Below are 20,744 nucleotides of genomic sequence, written 5' to 3' on the forward strand. Positions count from 1 at the left end.
GAACTATTGAATTTCATTCATAAAACTACTAAGCCTTATTCAATGTGAATACGTTCTTCTTGGAAAAACTGCCTGTGATAAGAAAGAATAAGCAGTCCATTTTCAAATTTCGCACGCAGATGATGCGCATCCGTAGGCTCTGGCAATTCAATAATTCGGTTAAAGTCTCCAGAAGGTCGTTCTTGTACAACCGGCTGTCCTGTGATGAGAGGGTGCGGTGAGCCTTTTAACAAAAGCCGGCTGCCTGAAACAGACACGTGCAAATTTTCTTTTAGATAGCCGGGCAAGTCAGCGATAATAATGATTTCATGTGGGGTAACGTAAATGTCAACAGGTGGAAAAGTACTTTTAGAAGCCTGAGGTGCCTGATATGAATCAGGAGCATTCATATCCATATTTTCTTTCATAAATTCGTTAAAAGCAGTTTGATCAAAAACACCGTTCCAAAAGTCATTTGTTTGATATTTTTTAGCAAATTCCATCCACTGCATAAGTTTATCAAAGTCCATATGGTTTCCTCCTTACCACACATCATAAAAAGATGGAATTTGAATATAGTTTGAAAAGGGGGTGGTTTAAATGGCAGGTGCATCTATAAATATTAATATTTTAATGCTAAAGATAAATTCCTTTGAAAATGCGTCTGCAGTAAATATCGGACAGAATTTACTAGCAGACTGGAATAATTCAGATAAAAAAACACAGGGATTTGGGCAAAATTTTGGTGATGATAGCGGCTTTATAGGAACGAGAAGCTGTGTCGATGATCGAGATCAAATTGACAGCCCATCATCTTTTCAAAAAGTGCCCATTTCATAGAAAAAGCCTAATAAATATAGCCAGTTCAGCTGCAGGTTATATTTATTAGGCTTCCGATTGAATGCTAATAGACGAATAGATGAAGATATGCTGCTAGTTGTGCGCAGTAGAGGTAGAGGAGATGAAAAAATTAAATTACGCTATTTTTAACTGAGTTTGAATCATTTACATCTGAGTCTATAATCCATGAGAACGGAGTTACGTTCGGAGAAAAATCTCCGTTTGATTCTCCCAGACCTTGATTACGTTTATAAGATACGAACACATCAAGCTGCTGATTAGGTCCTATGCTTAAAACGGATGAATTATCCAAAACGTTCACTTTGAAGGCTTGTAAGTTAATGACCATAGGCGAAAAAATCATATGGTTTCCTCCTTATTTATCATTTTTTGTTGCAAATGCATCTACATAATCATTATCTACAGTTTTGTAAGCAGATCCCGCTGTAAAACATTGATCAGCGTGCTGCTGTCCGAAGGCCTGATTTTTCTTTGCTGTAACATATCTTGTAACTTTTGACGTATTTCCAATAGAAATACTGCTTGCTTGATCAGCACTGCGAACGTTCAATTTTCCTAGGTTGATTTTTGTTGAGTCGAATAGCATATTATTCTCCTTTCAAACGACAGTTCTTCTAAGTCTTTAAAAGCTTATTGTAGCTTCTTTGAAAATATGAATAATACATGGATTCATTCAGAGAGTAGAAGTGGTCTACTGTAGCGTATTGTAGTTCTGTGTAAAACGTGAAAAGATTTTAAAACCTCGACAGGAAAAGGAGGGAATAATAAAAATGCACGATATTTTACATGCTGTAAACACATCAACAGTAAAAAGTGTGTTGGCAACGATTGTTCATGTAGAAGGATCCTCATATTTAAAAGAAGGAGCGTCCATGCTGTTTCAAGAAAATGGAGAGAACATTGGGATGTTAAGCGCTGGTTGTGTAGAAGCAGATATTGCTGAGCGCGTAAAAGAGTTGTTCGACACTGAGCACGTATTAACCGTTACGTACAATTTAAAAGAAGAAGGTGATGCAGGATGGGGACAAGGAGCAGGCTGCAATGGAATTCTCTATATTCTCCTAGAACCTGTAACTGCGAGGATGAAGCAAAATCTTTTGCGGGTAAAACGTCATTTAGATAACCGAAATCCTGTTTTGCATATTAAAAAATTAGAAAAAAACTTTATTCAAACAACCTCTTTTTATGTAGAAAAGACGGGCGAAATATTTGGTGGAAATAGCGACACATCATCTTTTGCAACAGATGATTGGAATGGGGGAAAGAGCGGTATTCAACTTTCAAATTGCTCCCTGCTCACATATGCTCATCTATATAAACCAAAGCCTCGTCTAGTTATCTGGGGAGCAGGTGCCGATGCAAAATACTTAGTATCACTTGCTGCCAATACGGGGTTTTCTGTTACCTTATGCGACTGGAGACCGGCTTTATGTAATAAGGAACATTTTCCGCTAGCAGAGGAAATACATATTGGATTTCCAGAGGAAGTAGACGAACAGCTGTCCATACAAAGCGATGATTTTGTTGTGATCATGACGCATAATTTTTATCGCGATCAAGAAATTCTCTCGATATTAAAATCAAACCCTGTGAAGTATATAGGAGTTTTAGGATCTAAAAAGCGAACACTTCGATTATTGAATACTGATATTTCTTCACGCATTCATTCGCCGGTAGGACTTTCTATAGGAGCGGTAGGACCGCAGGAAATTGCCGTTAGTATTCTTGCTGAACTAATTCAAAACCTCCGAATGTATGATGAAAAAAAGGGATGAAAATGTCCGGGTTAAATATTGTTGCTGTTTATCTTGCCGCAGGAGCTAGTAAAAGGATGGGCAGAAATAAACTGCTGCTGCCTTTAGGGAATGGATGTTTGGGAAGTAAAGCTTTACGAAAAGCTGTTTCTTCAAAAGTAAATCATACGATAGTAGTAACTAAGAAAGGAGATCATCTTGAGTGGATTGACCCTATTCTTTTTTCAGAAGCATATCAGCAGAAGTGGAGTCATACTTCTTGTAGTAGCGCCTTAAAAGATCAGTCTGCGTCTTTAAAATGCGGATTAAAAAAAGCAAAAGAATTAAACGCTGATGCTATTATTGTGCTGTTGGCAGATCAGCCTCTTATAAGCATCGTGCTGATAGATACATTTGTTTCTCTTTTTGAAAAATATTTTTCTGTTCCATTTATTTCATCTTTTTATCAAGGAATTTCCAGAGCACCGGTTTTATTTTCAAAACAAATGTTTTCAAGCTTGGATAAGCTGCAAGGAGATCAAGGGGCAAGAAAAATTATAAGACAAAGCGGACCTGAAAATGGAATATTTTACGAATGGACCGACGCTTCCCTTTTTATGGATGTTGATACAAAACAAGGATATGAACGCATTAAAAAGATATACAAAGAGAAACGTCGACTGTTTTGATTGATGGAGGTCAAAAGAGTGGAGATCATTGGAAAAAGCGTGATTCGAAAAGATGCATTGGAAAAATTAACGGGTACGGCTCGATACACAAATGATTACATGTTTAAAGGCTCCCTGCATGCCAAAATAGTAGTCAGCCCTTACGCTCATGCAAGGATTCAAGCCATAGACGTCCAAGCGGCGATTGCTATTCCCGGTGTTCACGCGGTTGTGACGGGTGAGCACTTGCCGTTAACCGGGGAAGGAGTTCGTGACCGGCGACCGCTTGCATTTGAAAAAGTGCGTTATCACGGAGAAGCCGTAGTCCTGGTAGTAGCAGAAACTCCTGCACTCGCTGAGCGTGCGGCGAGCTCCGTTCATATTCAATATGAGCCGTTGCCTGTCGTACATTCTCCTAGCGCCGCTATTGAGCCTGATTCTCCTTTAGTGCATGAACATATGCACATCTACAAGCATGATGAAACGGTGTATCCAGAGCCCGGCACCAACGTAGCAAACAGAGTTAAAATTCGAAAAGGCAATATAGAAGAAGGTTGGCAAAAAAGTGAGTTAATAGTCGAAGAAACATTTTCTCTATCTCCTTCAGATCACGCGGCAATGGAAACAAGAAGCGCCGCTGCTGAAATCCTTCCAAATGGATTAGTTAAAATTATCACTTCTTCTCAAGCTCCTTTTATGGTCAAAAAATTAATCAGTGAGTACTTTGAAATTGAAGCGGGAAAAGTGATCGTTGAAACACCGCTAGTAGGAGGAGGGTATGGAGGAAAAGCAGCTGTTCAGCTGGAGCTGCTTGCTTATCTAGCTTCAAAAGCTGTGGGTGGAAGGCTGGTTAAAATATTGAACACAAGAGAAGAAGATATGCTTACTTCGCCTGCTCACGTAGGTCTAGATGCCAAAATCAAGCTAGGTTGTTCTAAAGAGGGACTCTTGCAGGCTGCTGACATTCTTTATTTGTTCGACAGCGGTGCTTACGCAGATAAAGGAACGGACTTGAGTAAAGCAGCAGCAGCTGACTGTACGGGACCTTATCGTCTTGAACATATTTTTTGTGATTCATTATGTGTATATACAAATCACCCTTACGCTTCCCCTTTTCGAGGATTTAGCCATTCGGAACTATTATTTGCGTTTGAGCGCACGATGGACATCCTTGCTAAAAAAGCAGGTATAGATCCTTTGGAGTTTAGAGAAAAAAACGCTATTCTGCCGGGTGATACTACGCCTACGCAAGTACGTTTAACTTCTAGCAGCGTTGGTAACTTACCGGAATGTATTCGTCGCTTGAAGCAGCTAATGAAATGGGAGGAAGGGCAGAGAATAGTTCATGAAAACGGCCTTATTACTGCCAAAGGGATTAGCTGCGTCTGGAAAACCTCCACTATTGAAACAAACGCAGGTTCAGGTGTTATTCTCACATTCAATCCTGATGGAAGCGTGAATTTAATGTCTGGCGTTATTGAATTAGGCACGGGGACCAAAACAGTGCTCGCGCAAATACTGGCTGAAAAATTGCAGATGCCCGTGGAACGTATTCATGTGCGAATGGAAGTAGATACTCAAACGACTCCTGAACATTGGAAAACGGTGGCTAGCAGAGGCACTTTTATGGCAGGAAGAGCGGTTTTAGAAGCGGCTGAAGATGTGATTAACCAATTAAAAAAGATAGCTTCTTGTATATTTCGAGCTTCTGAGGAAGATATCGAAATAAAAAATGAAAAAGTTTTTTTACGGGATGAGCCTGAAACCTCCTTGGCCTTTAAAGAAATTGTATATGGTTATAAATATCCGAACGGAAATGCAATTGGAGGGCAAATCATAGGGAGGGGCAATTATATTTTAAGAGGGATGACCTACTTGGATAAAGAAACGGGAGCTGGGCGTCCCGGTCCTGAATGGACGGTAGCAGCTGAAGGAGTTGAAGTGGAATATAACCCTAGAACGTATAGATATCGTATTGTAAAAGCAGTCTCTGTTATTGACATAGGAACCGTGTTAAACGAGAAAATGGCAAGAGGGCAAGTCATGGGAGCGATGAGTATGGGCCTATCGTTTGCCGGAAGAGAAACATTTTGGTTTGATTCAAATGGCCGTATTTTAAACCCTCAGCTTCGGAAATATCGTCCTCTTCGCTACGGAGAGCATCCGGAGTACGTAGTAGATTTTGTTCATACGCCTCAATTAGATGCGGCCTACGGAGCTAGAGGAGTGGGAGAACACGGGCTGCTTGGTATGCCGGCTTCTTTAGGAAACAGCTTAACGGTGGCAGCAGAAACAGAATTAAACCACCTTCCGCTTATTCCAGAATTAATTTGGAGAATGAAAGAAGGGAATGCTGATGATTTCATTTGACTTTGAATATCACAAACCTGCTACCGTTTCAGAAGCAGTTGCCTTATTTCAAGAGTTAGAGAATCAAGGCAAACAGCCGCGTTATTATGCTGGAGGCACTGAAATTCTGACATTGGGCAGGTTGGGTTTGTTTGTTACCCATGCTGTCATTGATATAAAAAATATACCCGAGTTTCAAAAAGCAGAAGCCGATGAAGACTGGATGATTTTTGGTGCAGGTGTAACGTTGACTGAACTGGAAGAGAAAAACTTATTTCCTTTATTAAGTAAGTCTGCTAGCGAAGTGGCTGATCACACGGCTCGAAATAAAATAACGCTGGGAGGAAATATTTGTGGGCATATCTTTTATCGAGAAGCCGTATTGCCGCTCCTTCTAGCGGATAGTCAACTCGCAGTGGCAGATCTCAGTGGAATAAAGCTCCATTCGATTCACGATCTTTTTCAGCGGCGTTTGCAGCTGAAAAAAGGAGAGCTGCTTGTTCAGGTGTTTGTTGAAACAAAGTATGCTGACCTCCCGTATATGAGTATAAAGGAGCGCCAGCAGTGGGATACAGGATATCCACTAGTTACAGTAGCAGCTTTAAAAACAGAAGAAAACATTCGAGTAGCTTTCAGCGGAGTATGTTCGTTTCCTTTTCGATCAGCTGAAGTAGAAGAAGTGCTAAACCAGAAAGACATTCCATTAGAAGATCGACTTCAAACTGCTCTTGATTATATACCGGCTCCAATTTTAAATGATGGAGAAGGATCGGATCGATATCGCAAATTTGTGATTGGAAATTTATTGATTGATATTTTCAAAGAGCTGGGAGGAACGTAATGTGCTAAGAGATGAAGGGTATAGAATAACAGTTAAGCTAAAGGTTAATGGGGAAGAAAAAATGGTTGATATCCGAACAGCAGATACGCTGCTTTACGTATTAAGAGAAAAGCTGGGCCTTACCGGAGCAAAACCAGGCTGTTTAAATGGAGACTGCGGAGCTTGTACAGTAGGGATAAATCAGCGGCAAATGAAATCCTGCCTTATGTTAGCGGCAGAAGCAGAAGAGAAAGAAATAATGACTATAGAAGGACTGAAGAGTTCACCTATGCAAAAAGCTTTTATTGAACATTTTGCTTTTCAGTGCGGTTATTGTACATCGGGTTTTATTATGAATGCTCATTTGCTTTCCAAACGCCATCCTTCAGGCAGTGACGATATTATAAAGGAGTGGTTAGCTTCCAATATATGCAGATGTACAGGGTATAAAGAAATTGAAGACGCAGTAAAATCTGTTTTACACTTTTCTGAGCGCGAGTGAGAAAAGAAAAAGCAGAATTAGAATAACACTTACACGTGGTTAGAATAGTATGTGCTAAGGGTGTGGAGAATGTGGAATGGAAAAGCGGCTTTGACAAAGAAAGGGAACTTATCTTTGCCATTCAACGAGATCTTGATGTAGTAACAGCCATATTATTATTAACTGGCCAAATAACAATTATAGGAGTATTTGTGACACCCGGAGCTTTTCGTGTTTCAGTAGGCGGACCTATTACAGGAACCAGTCGCATCGAAGGAAAAGACGGAAATGTGGGAATTAATATTATTATTGATATGATTGATGTGTTTCTTGCGGCTTTGCTGCTTAATAACCAGATCAATGTGTCGGGCGCCTTTATTTCTTCTGGAAGGTTTACCATTAACGTAAGCGGACCTATTTTTGGCGTTCCCAAAACAGAACCTGCATTAAGTGAACTGAATCAATCCTCTCAGTTTTTTCATCGTACCGTATCAAAACATTTTTATGTAAATCCTGACTTAGTTGAAAAATTTACAAAGGACTGATTAAAATGTCATTAACGGATATACCTACAGTAAGACCTTCAGAGACGAGTATTTTTCTTATCGCCCTGCCGCTTATTATTTTTATCTTTTTCTTTACTCAGCCAAAAGCATCAGATGTTAAATAATCATGTAGCATAATGGGTGTTTTATCCTTGGGCACACAAGCTGCTTATTTTTCTGTTCATATCATTGCCCCTTCATTCATTAAGCCCCTAACGCTTTTCTTTTCTGTCATGTTTCATTAAAATGAACATAAACATGTATGTAGAGAAAAGAATAATGTAGTGTTTCCTAACGTTATAAAATAGCTTACTATACGAAGAAAGCGTCTATAATAAAAGAAATGAACCTTTTGCGTGGTCAGCTGACGATGCTTTTTATTTTTACAAACTGCAGTGAAGGCAGAAAGGAGAGAATTCGATGAGTTTGCGCGAGCGGCTGCTGTATGTAGCGGAACATTATAAACAAATGGGTGGAGACGTACTTGTAAAACATGAAATAGAAAATATGCTTACACGCAGGCTTCCGATTTCTCTTTATCGATTGGAGCATATAAATCGAGAAGAAATGCGTATATCGGGACACCACGCTGAAACATTTCCTTACGTGACCCTTGCGAATAAGAATATAGAGAGTGACGTGATGGTCGCGTATTTATTCAGTGAAGACGGTCAGCGTATTTACTTAGTCATGATGAGAGGAGACTCAGAAGAAGGAACAGATCTGAAAGACATTCGATTTTTTACTCCTGAACATGCCCGCGTATTGAAAGATAATCATATTGTCATTGGTACAAGCATGGAAGCGAAAAGCTTTGAGGATAGAGTAGCTCTTTACCTTCCTTACAATATAGCAGACTTACCTAGCAATGATCAGCTGCAAGAGGACTTGCATTTACTGCTAAGTATGCATGAACAGTATATAAAAACATACGGAATGAGCAAAGAGATGATTGGAGACAAAGACGCCATCGTCCATATTCATGAGTATATTAGGAAATCTGGATTTACATATGAACGACATGATATAGCCAACGCCTACTTTGCTTTAAAGACTAAACCGTTTATTGTTTTATCCGGAATGAGCGGGACAGGAAAAACAAAGCTTGCTCAGCTCTTAGCAGATAGTATCGGTGCCACGATTGAAAATGGAAGACAAGTGCTCATTCCGGTTCGACCCGATTGGCACGATAGTTCAGATTTATTAGGATATATTGATTTAAGAGGAGATTTTCGAAGAGGATCGTTTCTGTCCATTATGCAGCAAGCCATTCAGCATCCAGCTTACACATATGTTGCCATATTGGATGAAATGAACTTAGCTCGAGTTGAACATTATTTTAGCGATATTTTAAGCGTGATGGAAAGCAGGAGCTGGTCAAAAGGGAAAATCAAAACGGCTCCGTTATTCCCGGGACATAAGATGTTCCGAGATATTTATTTGCCATCTAATCTTCTCATTATCGGTACAATTAATATGGATGAAACAACTCATGGGTTTAGTCAAAAGCTGTTAGATCGTACCAACACCATTGAGTTAAATAAGATTCAACTAGATTCTTTTGATTTTTTAGATGATAAAGATCCGTCTCAGCACGGCATTCAAAATGTACAAATTCAAAGTCAATATGTTCACTTAAAAGATGCGTATGTTGAACATGCTGAGCTCATTCACGAAGTAACAAATGAACTGCTAACCATCAATGAGATGCTTATAGAAGTCGATTTACAAATAGGTTACCGCGTACGCGACGAAATATGCTTTTATTTAATTTACGCGGTGAAAAGCGGAATGTTTACATTTGATCAGGCGTTTGATTTTCAGGTTTTGCAAAAAGTTTTGCCTCGTATTTCAGGAAGCGATGGGTACACATTTGATTTATTAAAAAACCTTTATTATTACTGTACAAATACGCTGTTAGATGATGAATTTGAGACAGCTGTCGTAAATGCAGATGGAATGAGATTTCCTAAAAGCGCACGCAAAATAATGGAGATGATGAGACGTTTTGAAGTATACGGATACACGTCATTTTGGATTAATACCGTACGTTGAAATTGAAACTGACACGTGTACGGTGGTTATAAAAGGGAAAAATAAGAAAAAAATAAAATCTGCAGAAGAAGTGATGTTTTTTTCTTGTACAGGAAAAGGAATTACACATGTAAAAGTATTAAATCAAACAAAAGGCATGATGACTTCAAAACCGCCGCTTGAGCCTTTATTTTTTGAAAATGAAACCTATCAAATTACAGTTGTTTCTAAAAATCAAACAAGACTGTTTGTTAACCACGATTCAAAAGCAGTTGAACAAAGCTTTCAAAGCGTAGGATTTCCCTACATTTTGACGGGAAATATAAGCTTTCAAAATGAAGTAGGGTATTCTACGTTTCATGTTTACAGCGAAAGAGAAAAAGAGCTCTCCTTTACTCTTGAAATTTTCCCTTCAAAGATGAGCTACAAGACAGACTATGTACACATGGTCGATGAAGTGAACGGATACATTCATGATTTGGCATACGATATGCTTCGTAAAACATATATTCAAGCCAAATCTGTTTGGTCTAAGCAAGCAACATGGACGGAATTTTATCATGTTCTCTCTCACTATATGAAACCCTTTCTTCATTCTGTGCGTCAGATTGAAAATCAGCCGTTTCAATCGGTAAAAGTTGAACATGAGCTCATGAGAGGCGATCAAATAAAAAAACAAGATAGCCGTGCTATATCTTTTGTCCGAACCCACCCTACCTATCTTGCACCTTCAAGCAGGGGGATTAAAATTAATCGGAATATAAAAGTAGTACCCACAAAAGCTATTGGCACCAGGCATGTGTCTACCTATGATAATCTGGAAAACCAAAGTGTAAAATGGATGATGACGCAGCTGTATCATAAGCTAACTGCCCTAATTGACAAATTGATAGAAGATAGATATGTAAAAAAAGAAGCCGTATCGGCTCTAGAAACTAATCATGCCGAATTAAAAAGACTGTTAAATAATGCGTTTTGGCAACGGGTGAAGACCCTACAAGCTTCAACTCTTCCTCCTACACTGCGTACGGCACCCCGCTACCGGGAAGCAAGCAGATACTTTATGTTCTTAACGCGAGGGTTGGCTCTTAACGGAGAGTTTTACCACCTTTCATTAAAAGATATCGCAACTCTCTATGAATACTGGACGTATGTTAGTCTTTTAAAGAAGTTGCAAACTTACGGCAAACGGATAGAACAAAACATCATGACAACGACAGAACAAGGGTTGAACGTCAGGATGCAGCCGTCTTATCATCGTTTTCAAGTGGGGAAAGCAGAAGTCACGCTATGGTATCAGAAAGCATACCATCATACTCATACCGTTATTCAAAAGCCGGACTTACTGCTTGAAGTAAAGCAAGGGGAGAAAAAAAATGTATATCTTTTTGACGCTAAGTATCGTATCAAACCAAATCACGATACGCCTTCACCTAGAGAAGAAGATATTAATACCATGCATCGTTACCGAGACGCTATTGTAGAGGAAAATGGAATAAAACCGGTACAAACAGCGATTGTGCTGTTTCCAGGGAAAGCAGAGGACTATAAGCAGCATCACTTTTATAAAAGTATTGAACGTGTTGGAGTTGGCGCGCTGCCTTTTTTGCCGGGAGAAGAAGGGTTAGTAGAAGAATTTATTGAAGCTATTTGTACGGTAGAACCACATTTTTTCAGCGCTGAGTAGGTGAATAGATAGAAAGTGAACAAGTCTTTTTTTATGCGTTGACATAGTGTTAAGTTTTTTATGTTTTGATGACATTTCGAGATTTTAGTTGTATTTTCCTGTTGAATTTTCTAGAATAGTAGAGAATAAAACCGTATCGAAAAGAAGTCGTATCATGTGCAGAGAACGTTTCAGGAGGACAACGAAGTGAAAAAGATTCTACTATTCACGTTAGTAGCGCTATTGGCAACTTTTTTTATTGACAGGGTATACAGCGAACGCAACCAAGCGCAACTTCAGCAAACTGTAATTAATGAAATTAAAAAAACAAATCAAAGTAAAGAAGAAGCTTCCATCCTTGATTTTAATGAATTATGTGATTTTAGATGGGATAAAGTATATGTTTTTGGACCGGAAACGACTCGCAGTGAGGTAAATGAAAAGCTGGGCTTCACGTGGTCTGAAGCAAAAGCAAAAGGTATTGGAAAAGATAAAAAAGATAACTTTATTGTCTTTGTAGAAAATAATCAAGTAACGCAATATTTAAAAATACCGGCGTCATATGGAACTATTGTTCCTAAGACTTCTGTTGCAAATGAAAGCTAACGAATTTCTTCGTTAGCTTTTTTATGCTTTCTTTTTTAAGGATGAAGTTTTTTTCTCTGCTGTTGATTTTGTCGGGTGTAAAGTAGAAGGATCTATGCTCACTTTTAACATTTCCATTAAATGTCGAATATCTCGTTCTTCGCTTCCGCTGCCTTTTGTAACTTCGCCTTGATTTATTTTTTGTTGAATGACGTTTTGTAAGGCGTCTCGGTAGTTGTTTTTGTAAATAGACGGATTAAAAGAAGTAGATAGCTTATCAATTAATTCCACCGTCACTTGTGTATCACTTTCATTAATGGAAGAAGTACTGGATAAGTTAGGCACATCTGTGACTGAACGAAGCTCTTCTTCAAAATGCATCGTGTGAAGAACAAGAGATCCGCCCACGGAACGAATAATTGCCATTTGCTGTTTGGAATATAAAAATACATCCGCAATACCGACTTTATTCGTTATTTCAAGTGCATTTAATAAAGTATAATAAGCTTTTAGGCTTGTTTCCCCAGGAGAAATATAGTAGGGCTTATCAAAAAACAGGGGATCAATGTCATCTAACGAAACAAAGTGTAACAATTCAACGGCTTTGTTTGCTGTAAAGGGCTCTTTGACACTGTCAATTTCCTGTTGTGAAAGTACAACAAACTGACCGGTCGCAGTTTCGTATCCTTTAACCAGTTCATCGGATTCTACTTCTCGTCCACACGTTTGGCAATGTTTTTCTTGATGAATAGGTGTATGGCAAACGGAGTGTAGCGTGCGCAGCTTTACATCTTTTTCTTCAATTGCTCCGTGCAGTTTAATAGGGATATCAATTAATCCAAAGCTGATTTTACCTTTCCAGGCAGTATGAAGCATAAACGTTCTCCTTTTACTCTTTTTTAGTAGTGTGCCGTAAAATAAATTAGATATCCCATTGTTTTGAAAAGAAGAATATTCTTAAAAAACTATGTGCTAAATAAACAATTAAATAGTTCCAATAAAGCTGCAGAGACAACATCTGCAGCTTTATTGGAAATCGATAGGGACTATTTGCTGATTAGATTCATTTGTCTCATGTTTAGAAATCGTAATTTCAAGGATTTCGTTACTAAATGTAGCGGTAATTTTTTTATTCATCAATGGAAATGGAAAGTCGATTGTACGTTCAACGCTTTCTTCCATTTGTTCTCTTGCAAGCGTTCCTTGCTTTTCATCATGAAATTCTCTAATGCAGTATTTTTTGGCTGTCAGCTGTAAGTGGTCAGCTTTTATCTGAACGATAATATCCTTAGGGTGATACCCTAATAATTCAGCTTCGACAATAAATGATTGTTCTGTTTCAAATAAATCTATACGAACGGAATCATAATCTAAATAACTCATAAAGGGATTTGAAAGCATGACTTCTAACAACTCTTGAAAGCCTTTTACAAACATTTGGTCTGCTGGCAGACGCTTGTTTTTCATTTCTGCGTTCCTCCATTATTTAAACTGTTTCACTTTACTATCATATGCGCGTTTATGTACTTAGTGAACTCCTGCGCAAAGAATAAGCTTGAAGTACTAGCTGTCTTTTCTACGCATAAAAAAGCAAGCTCTATAGAGAGCTTGCCGCTGTTTTACATATCATGTCCGCTATTGTGTTTTTGGCGAGAATGCTTACGGTTTTTTACTTTATGAGATCCGCTTAGCGGTTCTGGCTGTCCAGAATTGCTTTTTGGTGCATTTCTTCTGATGTCTTTGCTGCTGTTTTTGTTCATAGTTAAAGCCTCCCTTTCATTTATTAGGGTAGGATAGTGACAGGGAATTTATCCGATGAAAAATTCCCCTTTCTAAAAATAGGTTTAACAAAAACAGGAAATGGGAACAGAAAAAAAGCGTCACATATAATGACGCCTTCTCGTTAGATTTCATGGAGTTAAACGATTTTGCTTTTCTAACTAGTGATTAGTATATCCAATAAGAGATTGTTTTATTGATTTTTTTTGCGTTTTTTATTATTTTGTTTCTGTTGTTCCGTTAATGGTTCATTTGAAAACTCTTCATTATAACCCGCTCCTTTTCCTTGAGCGCTAGCCGCGTTAGCTCCAGGAATGACGTGGTTTGACTTACGTTTAGCCATGTTGAATCACCTCCGTTTCTAGCATGCGTAAAAATCAATGAAATATGAATTATTAGAAAAATAAAAGGAGAATGGAAAAAGGTTATAAGTGAAACTTATGTTAATTAATAACATTCTTTTTATTTACTTATGTATAATATTATATTAAGATAGATGGTGAAGGGAATAGAGGATGGGGTAAGTAAATCCTTTATACATAGAATTTTAAGGGGGTAAAAGCAATGACTAAAAAAGACGTTTTCAACGCTCGTTCGTCATTCGATCTTAATGGCAGCACATATAATTATTACCGCTTACAAGCTTTAGAGGAAGCAGGTTTAGGTAATGTATCTAAGCTGCCGTATTCAATTAAAGTATTATTAGAATCTGTTCTTCGTCAGGTAGATGGCCGTGTTATTACAAAAGAACACGTCGAAAACCTTGCAAAATGGGGAACAAAAGATATTAAAGATATCGATGTTCCTTTCAAACCATCTCGTGTTATTCTTCAAGATTTCACTGGAGTTCCAGCGGTTGTAGACTTAGCGTCACTTCGTAAAGCAATGGCTGATTTAGGAGGAGATCCTGACAAAATCAATCCAGAAATTCCAGTAGACCTCGTTGTCGACCACTCCGTACAAGTTGATAAAGCAGGTACAGCTGACTCATTACGAATTAATATGGACCTCGAGTTTCAACGTAATACAGAGCGCTATAATTTCTTAAGCTGGGCTCAAAAATCATTTAATAACTATCGTGCAGTGCCACCAGCTACAGGCATCGTGCACCAAGTAAATTTAGAATATTTAGCAAACGTTGTTCATGCTGTTGAAGAAGATGGTGAATTTGTAGCTTTCCCTGATTCTCTAGTAGGTACTGACTCTCATACAACGATGATTAATGGTATCGGTGTTTTAGGATGGGGTGTTGGCGGTATTGAAGCGGAAGCAGGTATGCTTGGTCAACCTTCTTATTTCCCAGTTCCTGAAGTAATCGGTGTTAAACTTGTTGGTGAATTACCAAACGGCACTACAGCTACAGACTTAGCGTTAAAAGTTACGCAAGTGCTTCGTCAAAAAGGAGTAGTCGGAAAATTCGTGGAATTCTTCGGTCCTGGCGTAGCAGAACTTCCATTAGCTGACCGTGCAACAATCGCTAATATGGCTCCTGAATACGGTGCAACATGTGGATTCTTCCCAGTTGACGCAGAAGCATTAGCATATATGCGTTTAACAGGAAGAGATGAAAAAGACATTCAGGTTGTCGAACAATATACAAAAGCAAATGGTTTATTCTTCACACCAGAAAATGAAGATCCAATTTTCACTGACGTTGTTGAGATTAACCTTGCTGAGATTGAAGCAAATCTTTCTGGTCCAAAGCGTCCGCAAGATTTAATTCCACTTTCTCAAATGCAAACAGAATTCAAGAAGGCTTTAACAGCTCCTGTTAGCAACCAAAGCTTCGGACTTGATGCTAAAGACGTGGATAAAGAAATTACGTTTAAGCTTGGAGACGGTTCAGAAACAACAATGAAAACAGGTGCCATTGCCATTGCGGCTATCACAAGCTGTACGAACACATCAAATCCTTACGTATTAGTAGCAGCTGGTTTAGTTGCGAAAAAAGCGGTAGAAAAAGGATTGGATGTTCCAGCTTACGTGAAAACTTCTTTAGCACCAGGTTCAAAAGTAGTAACGGCTTACCTGCAAAATTCAGGGCTGCTTCCATACTTAGATAAAATCGGCTTTAACATCGTAGGTTATGGCTGTACGACTTGTATCGGTAACTCTGGTCCATTAGAAGCTGAAATTGAAGAAGCGATTGCAGATAGCGACTTGCTTGTAACGTCTGTTCTTTCAGGAAACCGTAACTTTGAAGGACGTATTCATCCATTAGTAAAAGGTAACTACCTTGCTTCTCCGCCGCTTGTTGTAGCATATGCACTGGCTGGAACAGTAGATGTAGATTTACAAAAAGATCCAATCGGCATTGATACAGACGGCAATGAAGTATTCTTTAGCGACATCTGGCCTTCTCAAGATGAAATTAAAGAAGTTGTTAGCCGTACCGTAACGCCTGAATTATTCCGTAACGAGTATGAGCGCGTATTCGATGATAACGAACGCTGGAATGAAATTAAAACAAGCGAAGATGCGCTTTATACGTGGGAGAATGATTCAACGTACATTCAAAACCCACCTTTCTTTGAAGGCTTATCAGAAGAACCAGGTGAAGTAGAACCGTTAAATGATCTTCGCGTAGTAGCGAAATTTGGTGACTCAGTGACAACGGATCACATTTCACCAGCGGGTTCAATTGCAAAAACATCACCTGCAGGTCTTTACCTTCAAGAAAACGGTGTAGAGCCAAAAGACTTTAACTCATATGGTTCTCGTCGTGGTAACCATGAAGTGATGATGCGCGGTACGTTTGCAAACATCCGCATAAAAAACCAAGTAGCTCCTGGTACAGAAGGCGGCTGGACAACGTACTGGCCAACAAATGACGTAATGAGCATTTATGATGCTTGTATGAAATACAAAGAGCAAGATACAGGTCTTGTTGTACTTGCAGGCAAAGATTACGGCATGGGAAGTTCTCGTGACTGGGCAGCAAAAGGAACAAATCTTTTAGGTATTAAAACAGTAATCGCTGAAAGCTTCGAGCGTATTCACCGTTCAAACCTAGTATTAATGGGTGTTTTACCTCTTCAATTTAAAGATGGTGAAAGCGCGGATACATTAGGTTTAACTGGAAAAGAAACAATTGCAGTAGCAGTTGATGAAACAGTAAAACCACGTGATTTTATAAAAGTAACAGCAACTGATGAAGCTGGAAACAAAAAAGAATTTGAAGTACTGGTTCGTTTCGATAGTGAAGTTGAAATTGATTACTATCGCCACGGTGGTATCCTTCAAATGGTGCTTCGTGATAAATTACAATCTAAAACACATGCGTAAGTTATAAAGAAAAAGAGCGGTTCTCGTGAGCCGCTCTTTTTTTATGCAAACGCACCGTTTTCGACAAAAAGTGAGAGGGGAATATGCTATATTATAAAAGAAAATGCCCTATAAAAGGATTATTTTAGTAGATATTGCACATATCTATTAGTACATAGATTATCACTTTTTAGAAGAAATAAAGGAGCCGATCATATGGTTAAAAAAATAATTGCGGTCTTGCTTCTAGTAGGCTTTCTTAGCTACGCACTTTGGCAAGGGCTTTCTCCAAATGAAGCATCCGATAATTCTAACTTAAGCGAATACAAGGATTTAAATATCAAAAAAGGCGATAGTGCTCGTCAGGCTTCAGGTCAAGCTTATGGGTTGGAACCAAAAGATACAGCGCCTCCGTTTACACTGTCAGATACGAGCGGGAAATCTGTTCAATTATCGGACTTTAAAGGAAAAAAAGTCATTTTAAACTTTTGGGCAACATGGTGTCCGCCATGTCAAAAAGAAATGCCCGATATGCAAGCGTTTTACGAGAAATATGGAAACGATGTACAGCTGCTTGCGGTTAATTTAACTTCGTCAGAAGGCAGTAAACAGGCAGTATCTAAGTTTCTTAAAGAAAAACAGTTTACGTTTCGTGTATTATTGGACGACCAAGATAATGTAGGAAGTAAAAAATATCGAGTCTCCACCATTCCGACATCTTACTTTATAGATGAAGAAGGGAAAATTGTTCAACGAGTGAATGGTCCAATGACGCTTAAACAAATGGAAAACTTTGCTCAACAAGCAGCGAATTAACTTCGCTGCTTGTTTTATTAAACATGAAACTTATTTACTTTATCATCGTATATATAGATAAGTCATTAAACATGTCAAACTTTCTTACAACTTTTCAAAAAAGTATGTTTACTTATCTGACAAATTGGTTACAATATAGATAGTTATATGATATCAGTTTCTTTAGATTTTTCAGATTTTTCATAAAAATTACATAAAGTAGGTGTTGTAATCATGAGAAAATTACGCAAACGTTCATTTGAAGAGTTAGTGCAAGAAAATAAAACGCAGCTGTTAAAAGATCAGTCAGAAATTGAACGCATTGAAATGGAAATTGAAAAGCGGTTAGAAGATCGTATGCTTGAAAGAGCTGAATAACTTTAAAGTAAGTTGGTTAGAGTAACGGTGAGGAGGGGATAAGCATGGGAAATCCTAAAAAACAAAGCAAACCTTTTGTTCCGAATCACATCGGCACTCAACCGAGAGAAGCTGGTGGAAATAACGGAAAACAAATGCAAGATAAATCCGGCAAGCATCCTCAAGTTATTCAAACCAAAGGTGAGTGAATAAAAAGTCGCTGAATTCAGCGACTTTTTATTATTTGAATTCTACCGTGAATAAATAAACGTAAGGATTGGTCGAAATAAGCTCTTTAACGACTTCTTCATCGTCGGTTGAAAGCGGAGCAACTCGTATGCCACTGCCATCGTCACCAAATAAAGCAGCAACTGGATATGTTTTATTCATTTTTACCGTTTGTTTTTTCTCTAATCCAGTAAAGGAATAGCCGTTCATTTTTTTTGGCTTTTCCGCTTCTATTCCTAGGTTTGTATCGTTGCTGCCTACATTAAACATAACTTTGTGAGTATTATCATCGATTTTATATGTAATAGCAAACATGTCAAATTCTTTTGAAACAGTCAACCCTCCTGAAAATAAAGGTTCTTTGGCTTTTCCCTTTTCGTAATAAGTAGCTTTTACATAAGCTTCTTTTGCATCACTAGGAGCTTTCACATCGTATGCAATGATATTGCTTTTGTAGTCCAGGTTTGTCACAGCTAACATTTTTTCTTCATGTTTTGAGTAATGATGAGGCTTCATAAAGGCACTTGCTGTCAATTTTGATGCCAATGAGGTTTGCGACATAAAAAATACGGCAAGCACTGCAATAAAGATGACGCTTAGTAATGTTATCATTCGTTTAGTCATAGAGATTCCCCCTTTGTATGTATATATTACCATATTATGTATGTTTTATATATACATTTTAACTTAATTATAATTATATTATGTAAACTAAAATCATTTTTTTCCACTTATAGAGATGAACAAATCCGGCATACTACAATTGTAACAAAGTTATTTTGAGGAGGAAGATACAATGGCATGGAATAAACCGAATCCAGACGATCGCAGTGATAACGTTGAAAAATTACAAACAATGGTGCAAAATACAATGAAAAACATTGAAGAAGCAGAAGAAGCTGCTGCATGCAGCAATGAAGAAGAGCGTCAGCGCATTCAGCAAAAAAATCACAATCGCGAAGTAAGTATCGAAGCAATGCGCAGCGAAATAAAAGATGAGTCAGAAGCTCGTCAAAATGGTTACGAAGGTACGATTTAATAAATAAAGCAACGACAATAAGCAGCTAAAAATAAACGGTTTTAGCTGCTTTCTTTCTATATTTTTTTAGTAAGTCAATACTAATACAAACTAGCGAAGAGGTTTATGTAGGTGAAAAAGCACGTGAAAAAGAAAGTAGTAAGGATTTTGATCAGTTTACTTGTCGTCTTGATTATTGTGGGCTCTTATCAAACACATAAGCCCTTGCCTAAAGGAGTTTCATACGAAAGTAAGCCCCACAAAGTAGAAGATGTATTTCTTTTATCAGACCTAACGTATCAAGACCAGCAGACATCTGTTTCTGAACAACATATTTTTCAAGCAGTTACGAATGCGATTGATGACGCAAAAGCTTTTATTATTATGGATATGTTTCTATTTAACGGCTACTATAACCAAGGCGAAACGTTTCCTCACCTTAGTGATACGCTTGCAAGTAAGCTGATTGAAAAGAAACGAAAACATCCTACTATCGAAATCGTCTTTATTACAGATGAAATCAATACAACCTACGGCTCACATGATTCAAAGTGGTTAGATTCACTGCGGCTAAACGGAATCAAAGTGGTGCAAACCAATTTATCTAAGCTCAGAGACTCCATTCCACTGTATTCTGCAGTGTGGAGAACTTTTATTCAGTGGTTTGGTGAAAAAGGAAACGGCTGGATAACAAATCCGTTTGGTACCAATGCGCCTAAAGCGACGGTCCGTGCTTATTTAAAGTTGTTAAATGTAAAAGCTAATCATAGAAAAGTAGTAGCAACAGATCAAAGCGTTATTATCTCCTCTGCCAATCCTCATGATGCAAGTTTTTATAATTCTAACATGGCCTTTGAAGTAAAAGGGAATATCATTGGAGATGTGGTGAAAAGTGAACAAGCGGTGTCAGATTTTTCTTACGGAGGAAAGTTACCTCGGTATAAGAAGAAAGAAAAAGAAAAGGGAGACCTCTATGTTCAGCTGTTAACAGAAGGCAAAATCTATAAGCACGTATTACATGATTTACGTCATGCTAAAAAAGGAGACGATGTATGGCTTGGCATGTTTTATCTTGGAGATCGAGACGTAATAAAGGCGCTTTTGAAAGCTTCCAAACAAGGCGCAAACGTACGATTAATTTTAGATCCTAATGAAAATGCGTTTGGAAGAAAAAAGTTCGGACTGCCTAACCGTCCAGTAGCAGCAGAACTTGTGAAAAAATCTAAAGGCGATATTAAAGTTCGCTGGTATCATACGGGAAAAGAGCAGTATCATCCTAAAACTTTATTTATTGGGAACAAAAGAAAGGCAACGATTATTGCAGGAGCAGCAAATTTCACAAAACGAAATTTAGATGACTTGAATTTAGAAACGGATATTAAAGTATCAGGAGCTTCTAACAAAAAGGCTATGACCGAACTAAACGCTTATTTTGACCGTTTATGGACAAATAAAGACTACACATATACACTTCCTTATAAAAAGTATGAAAATAAGATGACGCGGCTGGAAACACTGATATATCGCATTCAAAATGTGCTTAGTCTTACAACATATTGAGTTACAACCAAACTAGTAGGAG

General features: G+C 38.2%; 24 protein-coding genes. 16 read left to right on the plus strand and 8 right to left on the minus strand.

Annotated features, from left to right (window positions below):
• Positions 1 to 35: 35 nt before the first annotated feature.
• The gene (locus AC1DEF_RS06935; protein WP_043982850.1) at positions 36 to 509 is read right to left on the minus strand and encodes an Hsp20/alpha crystallin family protein; all 474 of its coding nucleotides are present in this window, start codon (positions 507 to 509) and stop codon (positions 36 to 38) included.
• Between the two features lie 70 nt (positions 510 to 579).
• On the opposite strand from AC1DEF_RS06935, the gene AC1DEF_RS06940 reads away from it, so the two are divergent.
• Entirely contained in the window at positions 580 to 819 is a 240-nt protein-coding gene (locus AC1DEF_RS06940; RefSeq protein WP_013057271.1) for a hypothetical protein, read from the plus strand.
• Between the two features lie 130 nt (positions 820 to 949).
• Here the strand turns inward: AC1DEF_RS06940 and AC1DEF_RS06945 are convergent, their stop codons facing one another.
• Together AC1DEF_RS06945 and AC1DEF_RS06950 are read right to left on the minus strand one after the other, a co-directional pair.
• On the minus strand, positions 950 to 1,183 hold the full coding sequence (locus tag AC1DEF_RS06945) for a hypothetical protein (protein ID WP_013057270.1): 234 nt from the start codon (positions 1,181 to 1,183) through the stop codon (positions 950 to 952).
• A 12-nt stretch (positions 1,184 to 1,195) separates the two neighbouring features.
• Positions 1,196 to 1,426, minus strand: a complete 231-nt coding sequence (locus AC1DEF_RS06950; protein WP_043982849.1) for a hypothetical protein — start codon at positions 1,424 to 1,426, stop codon at positions 1,196 to 1,198.
• Positions 1,427 to 1,610: 184 nt separating this feature from the next.
• Between AC1DEF_RS06950 and AC1DEF_RS06955 the strand changes: the two genes are divergently transcribed.
• From AC1DEF_RS06955 to AC1DEF_RS06995, 9 genes are all read left to right on the plus strand, one after another.
• Positions 1,611 to 2,615, plus strand: a complete 1,005-nt coding sequence (locus AC1DEF_RS06955) for an XdhC family protein (protein ID WP_097823268.1) — start codon at positions 1,611 to 1,613, stop codon at positions 2,613 to 2,615.
• A gap of 2 nt (positions 2,616 to 2,617) precedes the next feature.
• Positions 2,618 to 3,262 carry an NTP transferase domain-containing protein gene (locus AC1DEF_RS06960; protein WP_097823269.1) on the plus strand — a complete coding sequence of 215 codons (645 nt, stop codon included), beginning with the start codon at positions 2,618 to 2,620 and terminating at the stop codon, positions 3,260 to 3,262.
• Between the two features lie 18 nt (positions 3,263 to 3,280).
• On the plus strand, positions 3,281 to 5,611 hold the full coding sequence (locus AC1DEF_RS06965) for a xanthine dehydrogenase family protein molybdopterin-binding subunit (RefSeq protein ID WP_176521213.1): 2,331 nt from the start codon (positions 3,281 to 3,283) through the stop codon (positions 5,609 to 5,611).
• A complete protein-coding gene (locus AC1DEF_RS06970; RefSeq protein WP_097823271.1) occupies positions 5,598 to 6,431 on the plus strand; it encodes an FAD binding domain-containing protein in 834 nt (277 codons plus the stop codon). The genes AC1DEF_RS06965 and AC1DEF_RS06970 overlap by 14 nt, the downstream gene beginning before the upstream one ends.
• 1 nt (position 6,432) lies before the next feature.
• Positions 6,433 to 6,912 (plus strand): (2Fe-2S)-binding protein, encoded by a 480-nt coding sequence (locus AC1DEF_RS06975; protein WP_477727331.1) that lies wholly within the window; start codon positions 6,433 to 6,435, stop codon positions 6,910 to 6,912.
• A gap of 71 nt (positions 6,913 to 6,983) precedes the next feature.
• Positions 6,984 to 7,436: a hypothetical protein gene (locus AC1DEF_RS06980; RefSeq protein ID WP_029322049.1), complete on the plus strand. Its 453-nt coding sequence runs from the start codon at positions 6,984 to 6,986 to the stop codon at positions 7,434 to 7,436.
• Between the two features lie 420 nt (positions 7,437 to 7,856).
• Complete coding sequence (locus AC1DEF_RS06985) at positions 7,857 to 9,491, plus strand: MrcB family domain-containing protein (RefSeq protein ID WP_043982841.1); 1,635 nt, start codon at positions 7,857 to 7,859, stop codon at positions 9,489 to 9,491.
• On the plus strand, positions 9,445 to 11,157 hold the full coding sequence (locus tag AC1DEF_RS06990) for a DUF2357 domain-containing protein (RefSeq protein ID WP_097823273.1): 1,713 nt from the start codon (positions 9,445 to 9,447) through the stop codon (positions 11,155 to 11,157). Before AC1DEF_RS06985 ends, AC1DEF_RS06990 begins: the two co-directional genes overlap by 47 nt.
• Positions 11,158 to 11,343: 186 nt before the next feature.
• Positions 11,344 to 11,742 (plus strand): hypothetical protein, encoded by a 399-nt coding sequence (locus AC1DEF_RS06995; RefSeq protein ID WP_013057259.1) that lies wholly within the window; start codon positions 11,344 to 11,346, stop codon positions 11,740 to 11,742.
• Between the two features lie 21 nt (positions 11,743 to 11,763).
• Here AC1DEF_RS06995 and ku read toward each other — a convergent pair whose 3' ends face one another.
• The 4 genes from ku to sspO form a co-directional block, all read right to left on the minus strand.
• Positions 11,764 to 12,597 (minus strand): non-homologous end joining protein Ku, encoded by an 834-nt coding sequence (gene ku / locus AC1DEF_RS07000; RefSeq protein WP_028408343.1) that lies wholly within the window; start codon positions 12,595 to 12,597, stop codon positions 11,764 to 11,766.
• A gap of 150 nt (positions 12,598 to 12,747) precedes the next feature.
• On the minus strand, positions 12,748 to 13,188 hold the full coding sequence (locus tag AC1DEF_RS07005) for an Hsp20/alpha crystallin family protein (RefSeq protein ID WP_043982838.1): 441 nt from the start codon (positions 13,186 to 13,188) through the stop codon (positions 12,748 to 12,750).
• Between the two features lie 152 nt (positions 13,189 to 13,340).
• Positions 13,341 to 13,481, minus strand: a complete 141-nt coding sequence (locus tag AC1DEF_RS07010; protein WP_013057256.1) for a small acid-soluble spore protein P — start codon at positions 13,479 to 13,481, stop codon at positions 13,341 to 13,343.
• Between the two features lie 212 nt (positions 13,482 to 13,693).
• Positions 13,694 to 13,843: a small acid-soluble spore protein O gene (gene sspO / locus AC1DEF_RS07015; RefSeq protein WP_013083371.1), complete on the minus strand. Its 150-nt coding sequence runs from the start codon at positions 13,841 to 13,843 to the stop codon at positions 13,694 to 13,696.
• Between the two features lie 221 nt (positions 13,844 to 14,064).
• Here sspO and acnA point away from each other — a divergent pair, with 221 nt between their 5' ends.
• The 4 genes from acnA to AC1DEF_RS07035 all read left to right on the plus strand — a co-directional run bounded on the left by acnA (position 14,065) and on the right by AC1DEF_RS07035 (position 18,125).
• Complete coding sequence (acnA, locus tag AC1DEF_RS07020) at positions 14,065 to 16,785, plus strand: aconitate hydratase AcnA (protein WP_230184152.1); 2,721 nt, start codon at positions 14,065 to 14,067, stop codon at positions 16,783 to 16,785.
• A gap of 195 nt (positions 16,786 to 16,980) precedes the next feature.
• Positions 16,981 to 17,580, plus strand: coding sequence for a TlpA disulfide reductase family protein (locus AC1DEF_RS07025; protein WP_097823275.1), 600 nt, complete (start codon positions 16,981 to 16,983; stop codon positions 17,578 to 17,580).
• Positions 17,581 to 17,793: 213 nt separating this feature from the next.
• Complete coding sequence (locus AC1DEF_RS07030) at positions 17,794 to 17,937, plus strand: FbpB family small basic protein (RefSeq protein WP_013057252.1); 144 nt, start codon at positions 17,794 to 17,796, stop codon at positions 17,935 to 17,937.
• 44 nt (positions 17,938 to 17,981) lie between these two features.
• A complete protein-coding gene (locus AC1DEF_RS07035; RefSeq protein ID WP_043982832.1) occupies positions 17,982 to 18,125 on the plus strand; it encodes an acid-soluble spore protein N in 144 nt (47 codons plus the stop codon).
• 31 nt (positions 18,126 to 18,156) lie between these two features.
• Here AC1DEF_RS07035 and AC1DEF_RS07040 read toward each other — a convergent pair whose 3' ends face one another.
• The gene (locus AC1DEF_RS07040) at positions 18,157 to 18,768 is read right to left on the minus strand and encodes a hypothetical protein (RefSeq protein WP_097823276.1); all 612 of its coding nucleotides are present in this window, start codon (positions 18,766 to 18,768) and stop codon (positions 18,157 to 18,159) included.
• Between the two features lie 172 nt (positions 18,769 to 18,940).
• On the opposite strand from AC1DEF_RS07040, the gene tlp reads away from it, so the two are divergent.
• Complete coding sequence (gene tlp / locus AC1DEF_RS07045; RefSeq protein WP_013083367.1) at positions 18,941 to 19,183, plus strand: small acid-soluble spore protein Tlp; 243 nt, start codon at positions 18,941 to 18,943, stop codon at positions 19,181 to 19,183.
• Between the two features lie 111 nt (positions 19,184 to 19,294).
• Positions 19,295 to 20,722: a phospholipase D family protein gene (locus AC1DEF_RS07050; protein ID WP_097823277.1), complete on the plus strand. Its 1,428-nt coding sequence runs from the start codon at positions 19,295 to 19,297 to the stop codon at positions 20,720 to 20,722.
• The last annotated feature ends 22 nt before the right edge of the window (positions 20,723 to 20,744 follow it).

The organism is Priestia sp. 10L35 (assembly GCF_056395685.1).

Excerpts from the sequence above, each read along its gene's own strand:
- AC1DEF_RS06970 (WP_097823271.1), top strand. The coding sequence starts at position 5,598 with ATGATTTCATTTGACTTTGAATATCACAAACCTGCTACCGTTTCAGAA.
- AC1DEF_RS07030 (WP_013057252.1), top strand. The coding sequence starts at position 17,794 with ATGAGAAAATTACGCAAACGTTCATTTGAAGAGTTAGTGCAAGAAAAT.
- AC1DEF_RS06960 (WP_097823269.1), top strand. The coding sequence starts at position 2,618 with ATGTCCGGGTTAAATATTGTTGCTGTTTATCTTGCCGCAGGAGCTAGT.
- tlp (WP_013083367.1), top strand. The coding sequence starts at position 18,941 with ATGGCATGGAATAAACCGAATCCAGACGATCGCAGTGATAACGTTGAA.
- AC1DEF_RS07005 (WP_043982838.1), bottom strand. The coding sequence starts at position 13,188 with ATGAAAAACAAGCGTCTGCCAGCAGACCAAATGTTTGTAAAAGGCTTT.
- AC1DEF_RS06955 (WP_097823268.1), top strand. The coding sequence starts at position 1,611 with ATGCACGATATTTTACATGCTGTAAACACATCAACAGTAAAAAGTGTG.
- AC1DEF_RS07010 (WP_013057256.1), bottom strand. The coding sequence starts at position 13,481 with ATGAACAAAAACAGCAGCAAAGACATCAGAAGAAATGCACCAAAAAGC.
- AC1DEF_RS06945 (WP_013057270.1), bottom strand. The coding sequence starts at position 1,183 with ATGATTTTTTCGCCTATGGTCATTAACTTACAAGCCTTCAAAGTGAAC.
- AC1DEF_RS07035 (WP_043982832.1), top strand. The coding sequence starts at position 17,982 with ATGGGAAATCCTAAAAAACAAAGCAAACCTTTTGTTCCGAATCACATC.
- ku (WP_028408343.1), bottom strand. The coding sequence starts at position 12,597 with ATGCTTCATACTGCCTGGAAAGGTAAAATCAGCTTTGGATTAATTGAT.
- AC1DEF_RS06935 (WP_043982850.1), bottom strand. The coding sequence starts at position 509 with ATGGACTTTGATAAACTTATGCAGTGGATGGAATTTGCTAAAAAATAT.
- AC1DEF_RS06950 (WP_043982849.1), bottom strand. The coding sequence starts at position 1,426 with ATGCTATTCGACTCAACAAAAATCAACCTAGGAAAATTGAACGTTCGC.
- AC1DEF_RS06985 (WP_043982841.1), top strand. The coding sequence starts at position 7,857 with ATGAGTTTGCGCGAGCGGCTGCTGTATGTAGCGGAACATTATAAACAA.
- AC1DEF_RS06940 (WP_013057271.1), top strand. The coding sequence starts at position 580 with ATGGCAGGTGCATCTATAAATATTAATATTTTAATGCTAAAGATAAAT.
- AC1DEF_RS07040 (WP_097823276.1), bottom strand. The coding sequence starts at position 18,768 with ATGACTAAACGAATGATAACATTACTAAGCGTCATCTTTATTGCAGTG.
- sspO (WP_013083371.1), bottom strand. The coding sequence starts at position 13,843 with ATGGCTAAACGTAAGTCAAACCACGTCATTCCTGGAGCTAACGCGGCT.
- acnA (WP_230184152.1), top strand. The coding sequence starts at position 14,065 with ATGACTAAAAAAGACGTTTTCAACGCTCGTTCGTCATTCGATCTTAAT.
- AC1DEF_RS07025 (WP_097823275.1), top strand. The coding sequence starts at position 16,981 with ATGGTTAAAAAAATAATTGCGGTCTTGCTTCTAGTAGGCTTTCTTAGC.